This is a genomic window from Gynurincola endophyticus (assembly GCF_003991195.1).
In the GTDB taxonomy this organism is placed as follows: Bacteria; Bacteroidota; Bacteroidia; order Chitinophagales; family Chitinophagaceae; genus Gynurincola; species Gynurincola endophyticus.
In genome coordinates this window covers 99,024-117,524 of record NZ_RCWL01000007.1, presented here as the reverse complement: position 1 = coordinate 117,524, position 18,501 = coordinate 99,024, and the positions used below count along the sequence as shown (strand labels likewise).

Annotated in this window: 12 protein-coding genes; 4 read left to right on the top strand and 8 right to left on the bottom strand. The window is 39.3% G+C overall.

Going from position 1 to position 18,501, the window contains the following annotated elements; all coding sequences use genetic code 11:
• Positions 1-60 precede the first annotated feature (60 nt).
• Both D9O48_RS13520 and D9O48_RS13515 read right to left on the bottom strand, forming a co-directional pair.
• Positions 61-660 carry an RNA polymerase sigma-70 factor gene (locus D9O48_RS13520; protein WP_158624897.1) on the bottom strand — a complete coding sequence of 200 codons (600 nt, stop codon included), beginning with the start codon at positions 658-660 and terminating at the stop codon, positions 61-63.
• Positions 661-1,342: 682 nt separating this feature from the next.
• The gene (locus D9O48_RS13515) at positions 1,343-2,173 is read right to left on the bottom strand and encodes a CPBP family intramembrane glutamic endopeptidase (RefSeq protein ID WP_199750578.1); all 831 of its coding nucleotides are present in this window, start codon (positions 2,171-2,173) and stop codon (positions 1,343-1,345) included.
• 161 nt (positions 2,174-2,334) lie between these two features.
• Here D9O48_RS13515 and D9O48_RS13510 point away from each other — a divergent pair, with 161 nt between their 5' ends.
• Entirely contained in the window at positions 2,335-3,087 is a 753-nt protein-coding gene (locus tag D9O48_RS13510) for a hypothetical protein (protein ID WP_126973515.1), read from the top strand.
• Here the strand turns inward: D9O48_RS13510 and D9O48_RS13505 are convergent.
• From D9O48_RS13505 to D9O48_RS13495, 3 genes are all read right to left on the bottom strand, one after another.
• On the bottom strand, positions 3,084-4,235 hold the full coding sequence (locus D9O48_RS13505; RefSeq protein ID WP_126973514.1) for an RsmB/NOP family class I SAM-dependent RNA methyltransferase: 1,152 nt from the start codon (positions 4,233-4,235) through the stop codon (positions 3,084-3,086). The genes D9O48_RS13510 and D9O48_RS13505 overlap by 4 nt on opposite strands.
• A gap of 64 nt (positions 4,236-4,299) precedes the next feature.
• Positions 4,300-5,529, bottom strand: a complete 1,230-nt coding sequence (gene odhB, locus D9O48_RS13500; RefSeq protein ID WP_126973513.1) for a 2-oxoglutarate dehydrogenase complex dihydrolipoyllysine-residue succinyltransferase — start codon at positions 5,527-5,529, stop codon at positions 4,300-4,302.
• A gap of 88 nt (positions 5,530-5,617) precedes the next feature.
• Positions 5,618-8,359, bottom strand: coding sequence for a 2-oxoglutarate dehydrogenase E1 component (locus D9O48_RS13495; RefSeq protein WP_126973512.1), 2,742 nt, complete (start codon positions 8,357-8,359; stop codon positions 5,618-5,620).
• A 238-nt stretch (positions 8,360-8,597) separates the two neighbouring features.
• On the opposite strand from D9O48_RS13495, the gene rpsT reads away from it, so the two are divergent.
• Positions 8,598-8,858: a 30S ribosomal protein S20 gene (rpsT, locus tag D9O48_RS13490; protein ID WP_126973511.1), complete on the top strand. Its 261-nt coding sequence runs from the start codon at positions 8,598-8,600 to the stop codon at positions 8,856-8,858.
• 113 nt (positions 8,859-8,971) lie between these two features.
• On the opposite strand, the gene D9O48_RS13485 is transcribed toward rpsT, so the two are convergent.
• The gene (locus D9O48_RS13485) at positions 8,972-9,577 is read right to left on the bottom strand and encodes an MFS transporter (protein WP_158624896.1); all 606 of its coding nucleotides are present in this window, start codon (positions 9,575-9,577) and stop codon (positions 8,972-8,974) included.
• Positions 9,577-10,176, bottom strand: coding sequence for an MFS transporter (locus D9O48_RS13480; RefSeq protein WP_126973509.1), 600 nt, complete (start codon positions 10,174-10,176; stop codon positions 9,577-9,579). Before D9O48_RS13480 ends, D9O48_RS13485 begins: the two co-directional genes overlap by 1 nt.
• A gap of 195 nt (positions 10,177-10,371) precedes the next feature.
• On the opposite strand from D9O48_RS13480, the gene D9O48_RS13475 reads away from it, so the two are divergent.
• Entirely contained in the window at positions 10,372-10,590 is a 219-nt protein-coding gene (locus tag D9O48_RS13475; RefSeq protein WP_126973508.1) for a hypothetical protein, read from the top strand.
• A gap of 139 nt (positions 10,591-10,729) precedes the next feature.
• Here the strand turns inward: D9O48_RS13475 and D9O48_RS13470 are convergent, their stop codons facing one another.
• Positions 10,730-16,090 (bottom strand): alpha-2-macroglobulin family protein, encoded by a 5,361-nt coding sequence (locus D9O48_RS13470; protein ID WP_158624895.1) that lies wholly within the window; start codon positions 16,088-16,090, stop codon positions 10,730-10,732.
• Between the two features lie 58 nt (positions 16,091-16,148).
• Between D9O48_RS13470 and pbpC the strand changes: the two genes are divergently transcribed.
• Entirely contained in the window at positions 16,149-18,479 is a 2,331-nt protein-coding gene (gene pbpC, locus D9O48_RS13465) for a penicillin-binding protein 1C (protein ID WP_126973506.1), read from the top strand.
• The last annotated feature ends 22 nt before the right edge of the window (positions 18,480-18,501 follow it).

Here is an 18,501-nt window from a genome sequence, read left to right as displayed (position 1 = left end):
ATGATAATAGTCAAGGCCTTTGGTAATAAGACAATCAACTAAGTCACCCGGAGTACAGGTCTAAAAAAAATTTTTTAACAAAAGCAGGGTGAGTGGTATTTCAATACCCCGTCCTGACATCCAGTTTCTGATATGCTGCAATGCCCGTGACATATGGGTTTTCACGGTAAGAGGAGAAATTTGTAACTTTTTACCGATTTCGGCATAAGTCAGTTTTTCATGCCGCGCCAGTTCAAACACCTGGCGTTGCTGTAATGGCAGTTCTTCAATAGCTTCTCTTAAAAGACCGCTGTATTCCCGGTCATTCAGCGCATTGAGTGTTGTTTGTTCTGATTGTGGAGTATGATTCGTAAAATGTCGTTTGGCTTTCCATTCAACAGCACTTCTTTTTAAACGATTCAGGATATTATTTTTGGCAATAGTATACAGCCATGCTTCTAAAGATGACAATTGAGGGAGGTCGTTCCGCTCAAGCCACAACTTCATGAAGACATCCTGAACTACTTCCTGCCCTACCTCTGATGATTTTAAATAACGCACAGCAGTCTGATAGATACGATCATAGTATTGATTGTATATCAGCTTGAATGCGTGTTCACTATCATCCTTCAGTTGTAAGAGAAGCTCTTTATCGCCGTATATAGAGTTGCCTGATCCCAATGAAAGAAGGATTAAACAACGAAATTAAAGGTTTTTAAGAGAAAAAGAAACGATACGACAAGCTTCGAATGTTATAATAATATTATTTCAACAAGAATAGTTTTCTTCTATCCTTTTGTATTCGAAAACTTTAGAATGCTTAACAATTCTACAAAGAGGAAGACGGTGGGGCTGCTGATTTGGAAAAACGGGCTTTTTTTCGTATCTTATAAGACAGACCCTGTGATTATTATGGGAAGACAATCCGGGTAGATCATCTTCCCTTTCAGACTGATAGGATATTAAATATAAAAGGAGTAGAATCTTTATTTATCTTCTTTTTCTTACGATAAGAATAGTTGCTCCTGCCAGTGCTATCAATGCCGGAAAAATCATTCGTAATACAATTTTCCGGTTAATCAAGGTGCATATCATCAACATAAACACAGTAGTTGTTTTATATAAGTTTTTCAAAAAAATAAATACGTCACCAGACCTTGTAGGAGTAGTATTAAAAGCAAATCGATAACAACAGGTAAGAACTTTTATTATTTTAACTTGTTACGCTTTTAAAAATTCAAAGTTTGTTTGATCTTTAAAACGATGTATGCTTTTTTATAATTAATAAATTGAAGTAAAGCAACAGCTTGCCATTAGCAGTCATCCTGACTGCAATTCCTGCATAGGATTTAGCATAGTTTTTCTACTGATTTTTTTTCCATTTTTGCAGAATCATTATCCATATCATTACAGAAACCCCTAAGATGATTAGTTTTTGAGTTCCGTTGAGCCCGTTTTTGATAAATGAATTAAACATCATTAACTGAATGATCAAATGAAAACAGGCACAGGCTAAAATTGATTTTGTAGCAATGGCTACCTGCCCGATTCCCCAGCTTGCTAAAATCATCATTGCCCAGAAAATCAGGTTTTCACTTACAGATATATTGGTTAAAAAAGACAAATGCCAGCAGTACCAGATAGTGCCTATCGTCAGATAACGTTTCCAGGGTTGGATAAACTTTAATTCTTCCTGCAGATATCCACGCCAGCCGAACTCTTCCATTATGCAATAAAGCAAACTTGCCACTACAGCCATCAGGCCGTAAAGATTTACATTCAGTTCATAGTTATTACCTACACCAATAATAGTCAGCAATACTACCGGGATAACCGCCATTACTAACACTTTCATTTTTGAAGCGCCCCAGAAAGACATTTCAATGGTACGTTTTCTTTTGAGGAGGGGGATAGCAACCAATGCTCCTGCCAGTACACCGCTACCTTCCAGTAAAGCGGCGAAGAAAACATATAACCAGGCCGGCATTGCTTCCAACTGCGGGCGTATACTGAATACATCAAAACGGAAAAGATTAGACACCGTAACAGCGATCAGTAAAAAAATAAAAAGGCGTTTAAATCCAATACTTTTTTCTTTCATACACAAAATTATATAAGTAGCTGGTTTACAAATTAAAGAATAAAAGAGAAAATGTGAAGCGGTTACCTGTTTCAACAATTTTTTTATACTCATGATAAAGTCATTTTATCTTGTCTGACATCATCCGGTGCAAACACATCCCTTCTTTTTATCATTAACAATATCCACTCTGCCCCAGCGTTAACATCTCAGAGAAAGTAGATTTTTACTTTTAAAAACAAGATCCCTTACATTTGTGGGGATAAGCCATCTTTATGCTAAGATTCAGATACCTGATAATATTGATTGCCTGCGGTTTCGCGGCCTGTGAAAAAACCACCAATGACCTGGAAATTAATTCCGTTCACGTCTACTATCCCCTTGAAGTAGGTCAGGTTTTTTATTACAATCTTGATTCTCTGGTATTTGTAAATTTTGGACAACAAAAAGTCATTCGCTCCTATGACGCTAAAGATGAAGTATTACAGCGTTCTATTTCAAATAACGACACCACTTATTATATCAACCGGCAGATAAAGCCGCGCGGTACCGGAACATGGGCGAATAACATTTCCTATACTGTTTTAAAAACACCACAACAGGTACAGGTAACAGAAGAAAATCTGAGATTTATTAAACTAACCAACCCGGTAAGAGACTTTTTTCAATGGACCGGCAACAGTTATCTACCTTACCGTCCGTTACGTTCACTTTTCGAATTCAGTAATGATGAAGACATTCAATACTGGAATTATGAGTATTCAAGCGTGAACGAAAGCGCTGTTGTTGCAGGAACCAATTATGCCACCACAATTACTGTCATGCAGGCAGGAGATTCAGTGAATGTTCCGATTCTGGTTCCCAATGGAATTGCTTATAAAAACCACTGGGAAGAAAAATTTGCACTTGGAATTGGCTTAATTGAGCGTAAGATAGAAATATGGGAATATCAACCGCAGATCGGCGGGCAACACAGCTATAGCTCCGGCTTTGGCATTCACTTACAATTAGTGAGTGTTGAACGCTAAACCTTTTGTAGTAATGCAATAAAGAGGCTATCAGCTTTATTTTCGTAACCGGTGATCAGTTGCTGGTGAATTAATTTCAACCCGAATTTATCCTGCATTCTTTGTAACTGGCGTTCATTTTCAGGCAGAAAAACAGAGCAGGTACAATAAGCCAGGCATCCTCCTTTTTTTAATGCGGGCAATATATTTTTTACAATCTGTGCCTGTAATTGTGCATATTGATGAATTTCTTCTTCTTTGAAAAAAACCAGTTGTTCGGGTGTACGTCCCCAGGTACCGGAACCGGAACAGGGAACATCCGCTATAATAAAATCATACTCCTGGTAAGCAGCTACAGGTTGCGTTAAGTCTGCCACAAAAGAAGCATATTGTTTGATCTTTGCCTGATGAAATCGTTTCTGCAGGTTAAACATAATTGAAGATCGTATATCCGACACCGTCAGTTTAAATGAAGGATAGAGGTCATACAACATAATTGATTTTCCTCCGCTTGCAGCGCAACAATCCCACACATTTTTCGGAGTAAATGGCAGATGAGTTTTAATAACATCTCCCACTTCCTGCGAACTGGCATCCTGAATTACCACCTTTTCATTCAAAGGTAATAGCTCATCCACCTTCACATTATTAGGAATCGCAATACTGCTTTCTCGGATAAACTGATAAGGAATCTGTTGTGATTCAAGTAAAGAGGTAATCGTATTCCGGTCACTTCTTATACGTAAGAACACATCCGGCTGAACGAAATAGCTAGCCACTAAACGATCAGTATTTATACCGTTGCTGAAGTGTTGCTGAAACGGAAACAATTGTTCTTTTACACCGGCAGCAACAGGTTGTTTCAGTTTTTCTTCGATGCTCAATGTTGCCGTATCATTCAAAGCGGCATTCAATTGTTGTAGTACCGGGTTAGGTGCCGGCGAACATAACCATAATCCGAGCACAACCATTTCTTCTGTTGGGCCGGATTGAACGTAATGGCCTAACCTGAAATAACAATAGCATAAATGTGCAATTGATTTTCGGTCTTTAGAACCATATTTTTTATGCCGGGCAAAAAACTGTTTGGCAAATGCAGCAAAGGGCATTGCTCCGTTATAAGAACGCAGTAACTGAAGTGCTGTTTGAAGGTGTGCGAAGTATCTCATCAATAAATTAAACAACCCAACTACATTCAGCAGTTGGGTTGTTTGAAGATTATGTATTGAAAAATTATAGTTCTAATAAAGTCTGTACAGGATCTTTACCGAATAATAATAATTCAGGATTTTCAAGTAATTCTTTAACACGTACCAGGAAGCTAACTGACTCACGGCCATCGATGATTCTGTGGTCGTAGCTTAGTGCTATATACATCATCTGACGGATTTCAACTTTACCGTTGATTGCCATCGGACGTTCCTGAATTTTATGCATACCCAGGATAGCACTTTGCGGTTGGTTGATGATCGGTGTACTCATCAGAGAACCGAACACACCACCGTTGGTGATAGTGAAGGTACCGCCTTGCAGTTCTTCCATTGTTAATTTGTTATCGCGTGCTTTACCGGCTAACTCTACTACTTTTCTTTCTACATCAGCCATGCTTAAACTTTCAACGTTTCTGATAACAGGTACTGTTAAGCCGCGTGGAGTAGATACAGCAATAGAAATATCGCAATAATCGTGATAAACGATATGGTCACCGTCCATGTAAGCATTCACCGCTTTCCACTCGTTTAAAGAAATAGCACAAGCTTTAGCGAAGAAGCTCATAAATCCAAGGTTTACACCATGTGTTTCTTTGAATTTATCTTTATATTTTTTACGGATGTCCATAATCGGCCCCATATCCACTTCGTTGAAAGTGGTTAACATCGCTGCTGTATTTTTAGAATCTACGAGGCGGCGGGCGATTGTTTTACGAAGGGCTGATAATTTTTCGCGTTTTTCTTCACGTGAGAAAAGAGGAGCACCGTTGGTAATTTTACCAGGGTTTGCCAATGCAGCCAATACATCATCTTTTAAGATTTTGCCATTAGCGCCTGACGGTGAAATCTGTTTAGGATCTACCTTTTTATCTGCAATGATAGCAGCTGCTACCGGAGTCGTTTTTACATCATTCGGAGTTCCGGTTACGGGCGCCTGGGAAGGAGCCGTTTTAGGAGCATCTGCTTTAGCTTCAGCTTTCGGCGCTGCAGCGGGAGCAGGCTTACCTTCCGGTTTTGGAGCAGTTTCATCGATCTGCGCTAAAACATCTCCAATATTTAATGTATCACCTTCCTGAGCAGCAGTTTTCAAAACGCCGGCTTGTTCTGCATTTACTTCGAAAGTAGCTTTTTCACTTTCTAATTCTGCAATTACTTCGTCGCGTTCAACATACTCGCCGTCTTGTTTAGTCCATTTCAATAGAGTTACTTCACTGATGGATTCACCTACTGTAGGAACTTTAATCTCTATCATAAAATTTTTTTTCAGATTTCGATGGAGCCTATGGCTCAAAAAATGATCAGCAACAACAAAATTATTTCATTCTGTTATTGCTATCAAATTAAATACTAAATGCTGTATTAATAATTTCTGTCTGTTCCTGTGCATGAACTTTAGCATATCCGGTAGCGGTGGCGGCACTTGGCTGGCGGCTGATAATACCGAAACTGATGCTCGTTAAGTTCATACGTAAGAAAGAAGCGGCTCCCATGTTTAAAGGTTCTTCCTGAACCCAGAACCATGCAGCTCCTGCATATTTTTGTTGAATAGCTTCCAGTTGTTTTACCGGTAACGGATAGATCTGCTCCAAACGAACAACCGCAACATCCTGGCGATTTTCTTTTTGTTGGCGCTCTGCTAAATCAAAATACACTTTTCCGCTACAGAACAATACTTTCTTCACTTTTTTAGGATCGCTGATAAACTGATCGTCAATCACTTCCTGGAATTTACCTTCTGTAAATGCCTTTTCCGGAGAATATGTACCCGGGTGGCGTAAAGGTGCTTTCGGAGCAAAATTAATCAATGGTTTTCTGAAAGGCCAGGTAATCTGACGACGTAAAGCATGAAAGTAGTTGGCCGAACTGGTAATATTGGTAATCACCATATTTTCTTCAGCACACATCTGTAAGAAACGCTCTAATCGTGCTGAACTATGCTCAGGACCTTGTCCTTCATAACCATGCGGTAACAACATTACCACCCCGTTCATACGGTTCCATTTCTGCTCACTGGCAGCAATGAACTGGTCAATCATAATCTGTGCAGCGTTAGCGAAGTCTCCAAACTGAGCTTCCCAAACTACGAGGCTATCAGGGCTGGCTAAGGCATAACCGTATTCAAATCCTAATACCCCATATTCACTCAATAGTGAGTTGAAAATACGCATCTGCCCTTTCGCATCAGGAATTGAGTTGAGGCGATTGTAAGGCTCGTTTGTTTTTTCATCTCTCAGAACAGCATGCCGGTGCGAGAAGGTACCACGACGAACATCCTGGCCACTCATTCTCACATCTTTACCGTTTAACAGAATTGAGCCGAAAGCTAATAACTCGGCTGTAGCCCAATCTACCTGTTGAGATTCATTATAAAGTTTAATTTTATCCTGTAAAATTTTCTCTACTTTCTTCAAAGGCTTGAAAGTATCAGGCCATTTCATAATTGCATCGAAAACAGCTTTAAACTGATCTGCTGTAATAGCCGTATCTGGACTTGCATCGAAGTCTTCCGCACTGGCTCTTCTCAGAGAACTCCAGGCGATATCAGGTTGTTGTGCTTTGTAAGGAAGAGGTTTCTGCTTCACTTCGTCTAAGCGTTCCTGTAAGTCGCTCCAGAATTTCTTTTCTAATTCTTTCACCATTTCCTTTGCATCCGGGTCACCGTTTTCTAAAAGGAAGCTGGCGTATACTTCTCTTGGATTGGCGTGTTTATCGATCAAAGCATACAACTGAGGCTGAGTGAATTTAGGATCATCGCCTTCGTTGTGGCCATGACGGCGGTAACATACCAGGTCAATAAACACATCAGTGTTGAATTCCTGACGGTATAAAGTAGCTAGTTCAACACATTTTACGACCGCTTCAGCATCATCACCGTTTACGTGTAATACGGGAGCCTGGATCATTGCAGCCAGTGAGGTACAATAATCGGCAGAACGTGCATCATCATAATCGGTTGTAAACCCGATCTGGTTATTGATCACGAGGTGAATAGTACCACCGGTGTAATACCCCGGAAGGTTACTCATTTGTACAACTTCGTAAACGATACCCTGACCAGCTACAGAAGCGTCACCGTGTATTAAGATTGGTAAAATTTTATCGTAGTCGCTGTTGTATAACACATCAGCTTTCGCTCTTGCAAAACCCACCACCACCGGATCAACGGCTTCTAAGTGCGAAGGGTTCGGCATCAGTTTCAGGTAAACATTTTTTCCGCCGGGAGTAGTTACTTCAGAACCAAAACCCATGTGGTATTTCACGTCACCGGATCCCATTGTCTGATCTAATTGCGCAGTACCTTCAAACTCACTGAACACCTGCTCATAAGTTTTGCCCATTACATTGGTCAGTACATTTAATCTTCCTCTGTGCGCCATACCGATTACCACTTCTTTCACTTCGTGATCAGCAGCAGTATTGATGATAGCGTCTAATGCAGGAATAGTAGCTTCACCTCCTTCGAGAGAGAAGCGTTTCTGACCGATATATTTTGTGTGAAGGAATTTCTCGAATAATACACCCTGATTTAATTTGTCAAGGATGCGACGTTTCTTTTCAAGAGAAAACGGTTGCTGGAAATTTTTCTCCATCTGGTTTACCAACCAGTCAACTTTCTTTTGATTAGAAATATACTTGAACTCAATACCCACATTACCTGCATAGCATTTTTTCAAGTAGTTGAGGATATTTTTCAGCGTGGTAGTTCCTAATCCAATCAGGTTACCTGCGTAAAACTGCTTGTCTAAGTCTGCCTCTGATAATCCAAAAAATGCTAAATCTAAGTTTGCTCCGCGATCTTTTCTTGTTCTGATCGGGTTGGTGGTAGCAATCAAGTGACCTTTATTTCGGTATCCCAAAATAAGTCGGTATGCACCCACTTCTCTTTTCCAGTCTATCTGATCTCCTGTTGGCGCTTCTGCTGTAGAACCGTTAGAAGGTTTGCCTGCAGTAATTGCAAAGTCAAATCCTTCAAAAAACTTCTTCAACTCAGGGTCAACTGATTGTGGATCCTTTTGGAAATCTTGGTATAGACTCTCAATAAAAGCCGGATGCGAATTGGTAATGTACGAAAAGTCCTTCATGAAGAGCGATTATTGCCTACAAATATGAGTTTATGATTCGGGTTACAAATATAGAAAGGATTTCCACACGAAATGCTTTAAAACAATCTTAATTTCTATTTAATTCCTTGAAAATTATTGATTGATATTGAAATCCAACTACACACATCAAAAGACGTTAAATTTAAAAAAAAATTGTTTTTTTTTGGAAAAACCAGAATACCTGATTACTTTTGCTGTCCAAAATTTTTAGATAGAAATGGCAAATCACAAGGCTACCAAAAAAGATGTTCGCCAATCAGCAAAGCGTCGTGAAAGAAATAGATATCATGGTAAAACTACCAGAAATGCTATTCGTGACTTAAAAGCAATCAAAGAAGGTAAATCAGCTTCTGAAGAAATGCAGAATGTAGCTTCAATGATCGATAAATTGGCGAAAAGAGGTGTAATTCACAGAAATAAAGCAGCGAACTTAAAAAGCAAGCTGGCTAAACAAGTGAATGCATTAAACGCAGCTTAGGTCAGTATTCAAATCAAAGATACATGATTGATCCCGATTATTATCGGGATTTTTGCGTTGTACCTACCTCTATATCAATAAACTATAGAAAAACAAAAAAAGTGTAGCCTGCGCTACACCAGTTCCTGCCCCTTCGCCAACTGCCGTGCCACGAAGAACGATAATATCAAAATTGTTATACTCAGATAGCCTACCCATTCGTAATGATCAATCGCTCCGCTAGCCGATTGAGTAACAATCATTCCCGAAATAATAGCGGCTGAACCTGTGCTTAATTGCTGAATAGAAGAGTTAACTGACATAAATTGTCCCCGCCGGGCCGGCTCCACAACAGTAGAGATCATTGCCTGAGAAGGAATATTTCTACCGGTACTGAACATGAACCAGAACCCGAAAATACCCAGCACTACATATAATGGTAAAACCGGCATATTCGTGATAATCAGGATCGGTATGATTGATAAGAATAAACAGATGCGATAAATCCTGAATTTTCCATATTTATCTGCTAAACGACCGATAAAACTGGATGAAATCAATGTAAATGCACCTCCTACCATATAAATTAAGGGCGTTTCCTGCTTCGAGAACCCTACATTAAACTCCATATAAGGATTAATAAACGGAATCACCATAAAGTGGCCCAACATTGAAATAGAAGTCAGTGCCAAAGCCAGCAATTGGTTTTTCTGAGAAAAAATGCTCTTAAACACATCCATCAGGTTTTCTTTTTCACCGTTTCTGGTAGATAAATGCGCGCACTCACACTCGGAATGAACCTGATCAGTAAAGGCACTACGACGATACCCACTACTCCGATAAAAATAAAAGGAGCATGCCATGAAATGAGGTTTGCCAGGTATAAACTGAACGGAACCCCGAAAATAGAAGAAACAGAAAATGCCAGAAAAATAGAGCTCATCGCCCTACCCCTCTTTTCGTAAGGGAATACATCGGCAATGATCGATAAAACCTGGGCGCCGATTAATCCACCGAATAAACCGGTAGCAATGCGGGCGGCCATCAGCAAACCTGCCGTAGGTGCTAATCCACATAAAATAGTGCCCACTAAAAAACCAATATAAGCCGATACGAGAATCTTTTTGCGGTCATAACGGTCAACAAAAGATGCCGCCATCAATCCTGAAAAAAATGCTGTTACGGGGTACGCTGCTACTATCAAACTGAAAAACTGTGCACTGATATTAAAATGAGGCATCAGGTAGTTTCCTAATGGCATCATGATCATGAAATCTAATATATGTGTAAAGTTCAAACACGCTAACAATATCAAAATCATCCGCTCTTTCCTGTCCATAAAACGTCTTTCTTTTAATCAAATTTTAATAAAAACATTCAATCCGCCAAAATGTTTGGTTGAATCATTAAAAGGTGGTGTATTCACCATCGCCTTAATCATCCGGCATACATTACCTATCTTGCAAAACCATCACAATCACCTCATTTTCAACTCAAAAAATTGCTTAATTTTATTTATATTAATTTAGCAACTATGTTGTTTGAGAAAAATACACTCCTGACCATCTTAGTTATTTTACTTTGTCTGCATATCATTGCCGCTATTCTTTTTTCCAGCATTATACAGCGTGCGAAAAAGATAACGATTGAGCAAAGAAGAACTTTGAGAATGATGAATTTCGTATCTCCGATTATGGCGTTTTTCCTTTTGAGAATTTACCAACGGCAGGGCAAAGATGAGCAGGAATTATAAAATTCATTTATAGAATACGAAGAATGTTTTATGAAATTATTATGGCAAGAGAAACACCCATCATAATAAAATTTTAAAACCCACCATATAAAATAAAAGCCCCCATAATTTTTTGGGGGCTTTCTATTATTTGAACATTCTATGGTTGAATTGTAATCGTACCTCCACCATTATAAGAATGCATTTCTCCGTTATACATTGCATCGGCAGCTACAGGGCCTAACTGGAATACTCCCGGCGATACTGCGCGTACCAGGTAATAATAAACCTGTTTTTGCTTATACAAATCTACGAACAGGTTAATACGATCGTCTCTGAAATCTTCACTTAACGGGTAATCAGTTGCTTTCACCCAGGTCATATTCGGAAGATTCTGGAGACGTGTATTTTCAATTTCAAAACCAGCTGGTAATAAGTCAGTAATTACTACATTCTCGATACGGTCGCTGTATGATTTTTCGATCGAAAGCTCTACGACTATCAGGTCGTTCTGCTGGAATACGCCATTGGTATTTACGTTTCCATTTCTGTTATAGAACTTTCTGCGCACTTTGATATAATTATCCACTTCTTCAAATTTACCGGTGGCATCGATTCCTTCACTCACCCAGCTGTAATACAATTTACCGGTACCGGTACTTTTAACTTCTACATTACTTCCTTTTAGCTGGGCTGTTTTCAGTTTAACAGTTTCGCCTTTTGTAGAGGTTACGGTTTTACCATCTACTACTACTTCACCGGCGACGGTTTGAGTATTGGCCTGTTTAGCCATTTTACCGATGGCTAATACACTGAACACAGCTTCCTGTGTGGTAAACCATCTGCTGTTTGCAATCGCTTGTGTTACGTGTTGCGCCATTACCGGAATCTGGCTATTCGCAGGGTCCACATCCAGTAAAGCATTTAATGCGATTGCTTCGTCACGGATCGGTGAATAGAAGCTTCCGCCAGTTGCTTTTTCAGATACCTCACCAGAGAAGCTCTTCGGTAATATCTGCTGGAATCCTTTTTTATCTCCTACTAATGCATAAGCAGCACTTAACAGGTATTTTCCATCCAGGCTCAACAAGTCACTATTCTCAGAATAGAAGTTCATGATAGAACGGTTAGCCTGTTTCGCCAATGCCAATACATACAGGCTATAAGCAATTTCTTTCGGTGCTATTTTCTTAAGCTGACCATTATTATAACGATAGTCAATCCGTTTTTTAGAACGCAACTGGCCATCGAGGTAGTTTAACAGTCCTGCCAATGTCTTTTTATTAATTTCATATCCTGCGCGTTGTGCTTCAATCATAAAATGAGCGGCATACACGCTGGAAAACCAATGAGCTTCTACAGAATAGTTGCCTTCCCATAATGTAACACCTCCGTTGTAAATCTGGCGTTTCTGAATAGTTGACAATGCTCCCATTACATTCATTCCTGCAGCTTGTGTATTACCCGGTTTCTGATAATAAACCACGAGATCTTTATAATACAATTGCGGGAAAGCGGCTGACACTGTTTGTTCCGTACAACCGTAAGGATAGTTTAACAGGTAATTTAATTGCTTACCTAAGCTTACTCCCGGCAGCGCACTCACCACCAGTTCAACATCTACTGAACTTTGGATAAATGAAGCTGTTTCGAAATTCACTTTCTTAACCTGCGCCCCTTCCACTGAACCACTGCCACTACGTTTTTGTAGTGGTGCGGTCGGACGAACACTCCACTCAATTTTCTGTTCAAAAGTTTCACCTGCACCTTTCACTTTCACTGTACTGTTAACCACTCCGATCGTTGAAGGAGCAATTAATCTATATTGTACCACGGCTTCTCTACCTGCCTCTATATTTACTTTTTCGGCAGATACGGCAATTGCTTTTACCTCTTTATGTGTTTCTACTTCTACAGTGGCGCTAATCGCTTTTTGAGTAGTATTGGTAATAGAAACCGGCATAGTTACGGTATCATTCGGAGACATAAATCTCGGTAATGCCGTACTTACCACCAATGGATCTACTACTTTCATATCCTGCTGAGCGGCACCAAACTGATCACCTTTTACGGCAACCGCCATAATCTGCAGGTTACCGGAGAAGGTAGGAATATCGATATCAAAATCTACCTCACCACCGCTGCCGGCAACTTTTACACCACTCCAGTAGCTCATAATTTCTACACGTTTGGCAGGCATTGTATTGGCACGTTTAGCCATCATATCATCGCCGGCACCGGTAGAACTTAATATGTTATACTTTTCCGGGAACAGGAAAGGATATAAGTTATAAGCGGCTACTCCTAAAGCACGTTTACCATAAAAATATTTATAAGGGTTCGGCGCTTTAAAGTCTGTTATCTGATTAACTCCTTCATCTACAACGGCAATCGTTACCACAGCATTTGGAGCTGCTTTTACAGTAATGCGTTGTTTTTTCTTAGAACGTGATTCTTCTACGGCTTTAATCGCTACATCAATTTTTTTCTTGTCATCTTCTACCGTTACATTTTTGTAACCTACAGCTGTCGTTAACGGCAGATCTGACCGGGTATGTGCTTTAATTAAAGTAGCAGAGATATAAACGTTTGGCAGGAAGCTGCCACCGGTCGGAATATCTAATGAAGCTGATTGATTGGTTACATCAATTAACTTCTGATACACTAGCTGATTATTTTCAACCGTTACCAGCAATTTACCGTCAAAAGGAGTTTTGAAAAGGGCTCTAATAGACTCTCCGACTTTGTAATTACTTTTATCCAGTTCTATATCAACGGTACCTTCTTTACTCACAGAGAAGCTGTTTCTATCCGCCCCCCAACTTCCGTAACTATAGAAAACCTGTTCTACGAAAGCATTCGACCCTTCGGCGTATACTCTTAAAGCATATCTTCCGGCGATGGTCGGTTTATAAGTATATTTTGTTTGTTCTCCCTGAACAGTGATATTTTTAGTTTCAACGATATTCTGTACTTCCTGTGACTCATAACGATAATACTCACCGGATCTTCTCAGAATATTTCTGTACTCATATTTTACCACTTCTACTTTCACTTTTCCGCTTACCGCATCACCTTTATAACTGGTAGCAATCAATGGAAATTCAACCGTACGATTCAATGGATAATAATTATAATTATATCCTCCCACACCTACAAAGTAGTTTTGTGAAACCACATCAAACTTTACCGCTCTGCTTAAAGGCCTGCCGGTTTCATCAAACACAGTTACAAAATGATTTACTTCCAACACACCATTATTCGCATAAACATTTCCTGCGGTGAATGATTCAGTGAACTTACCATTCTCATCAGTTTTACCCTGATTAAAAGTTTCACTCACTTTCACAGCCAGATTTCTCAAACTAAAATTATAGTTCGGATATTTCTCTGCCCGGAATGATTTAAAACGAACCTGTGTACTGGCTTCATAATTTCTGTTTGCAGCAGGGGTGCCGAACAAATTCTGTGCAGTTACCGGCAAATCAACTTTATTACCGATATTAATGGTTGCAGGAACGGTCGGCATGATCAGTTTAATACGATCAGGCATGAACTCTTCTACATAATATTGTTTAGAAGCCAGCAATACTTCTGTAGGGGAATATACTTCCAATGAATAAGTACCGGTGATAGAGCTTTGCGGTATCTGATAAGTACCATCAAACATTCCTTCCTGCTGGCTGTTTTTTCTGAAAGTCAGAATTTCTTTTCCGTTCGGATATCTCCATTTAAGAATATAGGTATTATTTTCCGGTACTTTCCATTCAGGTGTACGAACAATTGCTGCATATTGAATGCTTTCACCCGGACGGTAAATATCTCTCGGACCATATACGAATACATCCAGTCCGGTAGTATTCATTATTTTACCACCCACTTCAAAACGGTCTGTATTTACTCTGGTTTGATTAAACAGTAAGTAGTTAAAATCATCTTCTGTTTTAGCAATTACCATTGCCGGTTCAAAACCTGAAGCATTTTTTTCTTCAATATCAATCACAGCCACCCCGTCGTTATTAGTAACACCTCTACCTACAATCTGATTATTTCTGCTGTATACCAGAACGTTTACCTGATTGTAAGGCAATGCACTCGTAATACTATTTGCAAAAACGTGTACTTGTTTTTTATTACTTTTGGCGATTAAACCGATATCCGAAAAAGAAATCAGCTTACTTACGCTATTCCAGTATTCTTTTGTATCACGGATAGTGATGTAATATAATCCTTGCTCGTTTGGCAACTTTTCTTTGAAGTTAAAGTTCAATAAGCGAACACCACTTTGAGCGGGTATTTTACTGGTAGCTATTTTTTCTTTATATACAACATCTCCATATTCTAAAGATTCTTCTCCATCCCAGTAATCATATTCAGGATTGTAGTAAGATTTTCTTACAGGGATAATATTGTTTTCATATACTTTGTACAAAGTAATTTCTACTTCTTCGATGCTATTGATTTCAACTTCGATATTTTTACTACCATTCTTAGCAAGATATACCGCTGAGTTATCAACAAAACTTAGCGACGGCTCCAGTTCACCGAACTCTACTAATTCAGAAACACTATTTTTCATTGTACCGCCAACTGTTCCTTTCATTCCTTGTTCAATGGTAACCGTATAAGAAAGATCAGCACTAAATCCGCTGCTTACAATTTCAAATCCGTTATCCAAAGCCTGCAGGTGAAATTCAACGGCAGGTTTTACTTTCACAAATGATTTAATGGTGTTTACATCTACGGGTTGTGACAACAGCACTTTTACTCTTCCTTCAGTACCAATCATTTCACCCTGAACGTCTACAACATAAAGGTTTAATGGAGACACTAAATACCCATTTTCCCTGAATGCTTTTTCAGAACCTAACTCTCCACCTACCGGTTTTAAATTAGCTGCCAGTTCAATATTCAGCTCCACATCATCTTCGGTTACGTTTACATCTTTTAACCAAAAAACAATTTCATTTGACTCAGAAGCGGTTGCTGCTTCTGTGGTAATTTTTTGACCTTTTGAGGAAACATTCAGTACCGACTGTACATCTTTCGGCTGAACAGCGTAATTAAATCGTAAATATAATTTGGGTTGAATTTTTGCAGAACTTTCTCCTACCTGATGCCACATTACCTGTGTACTCAACAATTTTACCGTAGGAGTTTTGAAAGTAAATGCTGCCTTACTAAAAGATTTATCTTCTGTAAACTGAGCTACGGCTTTATTCACCGAAGCCTGGTATTGAGTAGCCGGTTTAAAGCCCTGTTCGGGTGAAAAGACAAGTTGAGAAGGAGTTTCCCATCTGAACTTCCCACGCACTTTCGGGCTAAAGTCAACATAAGCTGTAGAATCCCATTGATTCAACAATGAATCAGGAACCATTGCTTCATTAAAACTAAATATCAGATTTTCGCGCAGCTCAACGTTTTCAGGATCATTATACATCTCGACCATTTTCTCAGATGATTTACATCCTGAATACACTGAAGCTATCAGAATTACAAGAGCTAAAAAGATCTTTTTCATAAGTAAAAACAGATAAATTTGCATAAAAGTAATTCTAAATTTGTTAGAATTTGAACCCATGACTATTTTTTACAAAAAACTGTTACAACGAGTGAGCACTTCCTGGTGGAAAGCATTGGCACTCTTGATAAGTACCAGCATACTGATAGCAGTTTGCGTACAGCTATTCTTTCCTTTTAAGATTCCGAATAACTATTCAACGGTTATTTATGACCGGAATGGGGAATTTCTGCATGCGTTCTTAACAAACGATGATAAGTGGAGGATGAAAACCGAGTTAGATGAAATTTCTCCATTACTAAAAGAAACAATTATATACAAAGAAGATAAAAGTTTTTACTATCACCCGGGCATTGATCTGTTTTCTTTAGCAAGGGCATTTTCTAAAAATATCATTCGTGGCAAACGCACATCAGGCGCTTCTACCATTTCAATGCAACTGGCACGTTTGATTGATCCTCAACCGAGAACCTATTGGAATAAGTTCAAAGAAATGATCCGCGCTGTACAATTAGAATGGAACTACTCAAAAGATGAATTATTACAGGCTTATATAAACCGTTTACCTTATAGCGGAAATATAGAAGGCATCAAATCGGCCTCCTGGATGTATTTCAAGAAAAATCCCAATCATTTATCGCTTGCAGAAATTGTAACCTTAACAATTATACCTAATCGCCCCAGTTCACTGGTATTAGGACAATCAAACGATTATATCACTGTTGAACGAAACCGCTGGTTAAAAAAATTTGCGGCTGATAAGTTGTTTGATGCAACCACCATAGACCTTGCCTATAATGAACCTTTAACAGTGAAAAGAGAGTCCTTGCCAAGGCTGGCTCCTCATTATGCGCGGTTGTTAAAACGCCGTCCGGATTACAATATTAATTCTACCATTCATTTAGGAATGCAATATAACCTCGAGCAGATGGTAAGCGACTATGTAAATCAAATGCGTTTGCAGGGAATTTCCCAGGCTGCCGTTGTAGTAATAGACAATGAAACACATGAAATTCTTAGTTATATTGGCTCTGCTGATTTTTTTGATGATCCGGCTCAAGGCCAGGTCGATGGCGCCAAAGCTATCCGCCAACCCGGCAGCACTTTAAAACCTTTTATTTATGCGATGGCAATTGATCAGGGCATTGCCACTCCTAAATCTATTATCACCGACGTTGCTGTTAATTTTAAAGGATACACTCCTGAAAACTTTGACCGCAAATTCAATGGATGGGTAACACTCGAATATGCGTTAGGTAATTCATTAAATATTCCTGCTGTAAAAACTTTAAACAATGTAGGTGTCGGTAATTTCATTCAACTATTGAAAGACGCTGGCTTTAAGCAGGTAGCCAGAGATGAAAAAAAACTCGGGTTATCTGTTATTTTAGGGGGATGTGGCAGTAACCTGGTTGAACTGACAACTCTTTACAGCACATTGGCAAACGGTGGCTATTATCAGCCAACCAGATATACGCAGGAAGACTCTACTCATACAGGATACTCTTTATGGAGCGATGAAGCCAGTTATATGATTCATCAGACGCTAACACAGATACAACGGCCAGACTTTCCGCTTCACTGGCAACAAACAGAAAAATTGCCACAAATTGCATGGAAAACCGGCACATCCTACGGAAGAAGGGATGCCTGGAGCATTGGATACAATCAAAAATATACCGTAGGCGTCTGGCTGGGTAATTTTAACGGAACTCCTTCACACCTTTTACAGGGTGCAACAATCGCTACGCCATTATTATTCAGAATTTTTAACAATATCGACTATAATAGTAAAAACGGGTGGTTTGAAATGCCTGACGGTTGTGATACCCGTCTGGTATGTGCCGAATCCGGAAAGATTCCTACGGATGAATGTACACAGATTGTGAATGATTATTTCATACGGTACAGGTCTTCAAATGCATATTGCGATGCTTATGAAACAGTATACCTGAACCCTTCGGAAACGGTCAGTTATTGTCAATATTGTTTACCGGCAACGGGATACAAGCGAAAGCATATCCGTAAGATTACTCCTGAAATGCAGCATTATTTCAGCACGCATGGCATCATGTATGAAAAAATAGCGCCGCACAATGCCGACTGCGAAATTATTTTACAAACCGGGGCACCGGTCATTAACAGTCTGGTACGTGGTGAAGAATATCTGTTAGACGAGGCTAATCCCGAACCATTATTATTAAGTGCTCAGGTCAGCAATGATGTATTAGAAGTACAATGGTACGTGAACGATCAATTTTACAGAAAAGTACTGGCGAAAGAGAAAATCTATTTTCAACCGGTAGAAGGATTGAATAAGATTACCTGTGCAGACGATCGGGGGAGAACCCAAACCATAAACATAAGGGTTAAAAAAGTTAAACTATAACTTTCTCAACCCTTATTATAAA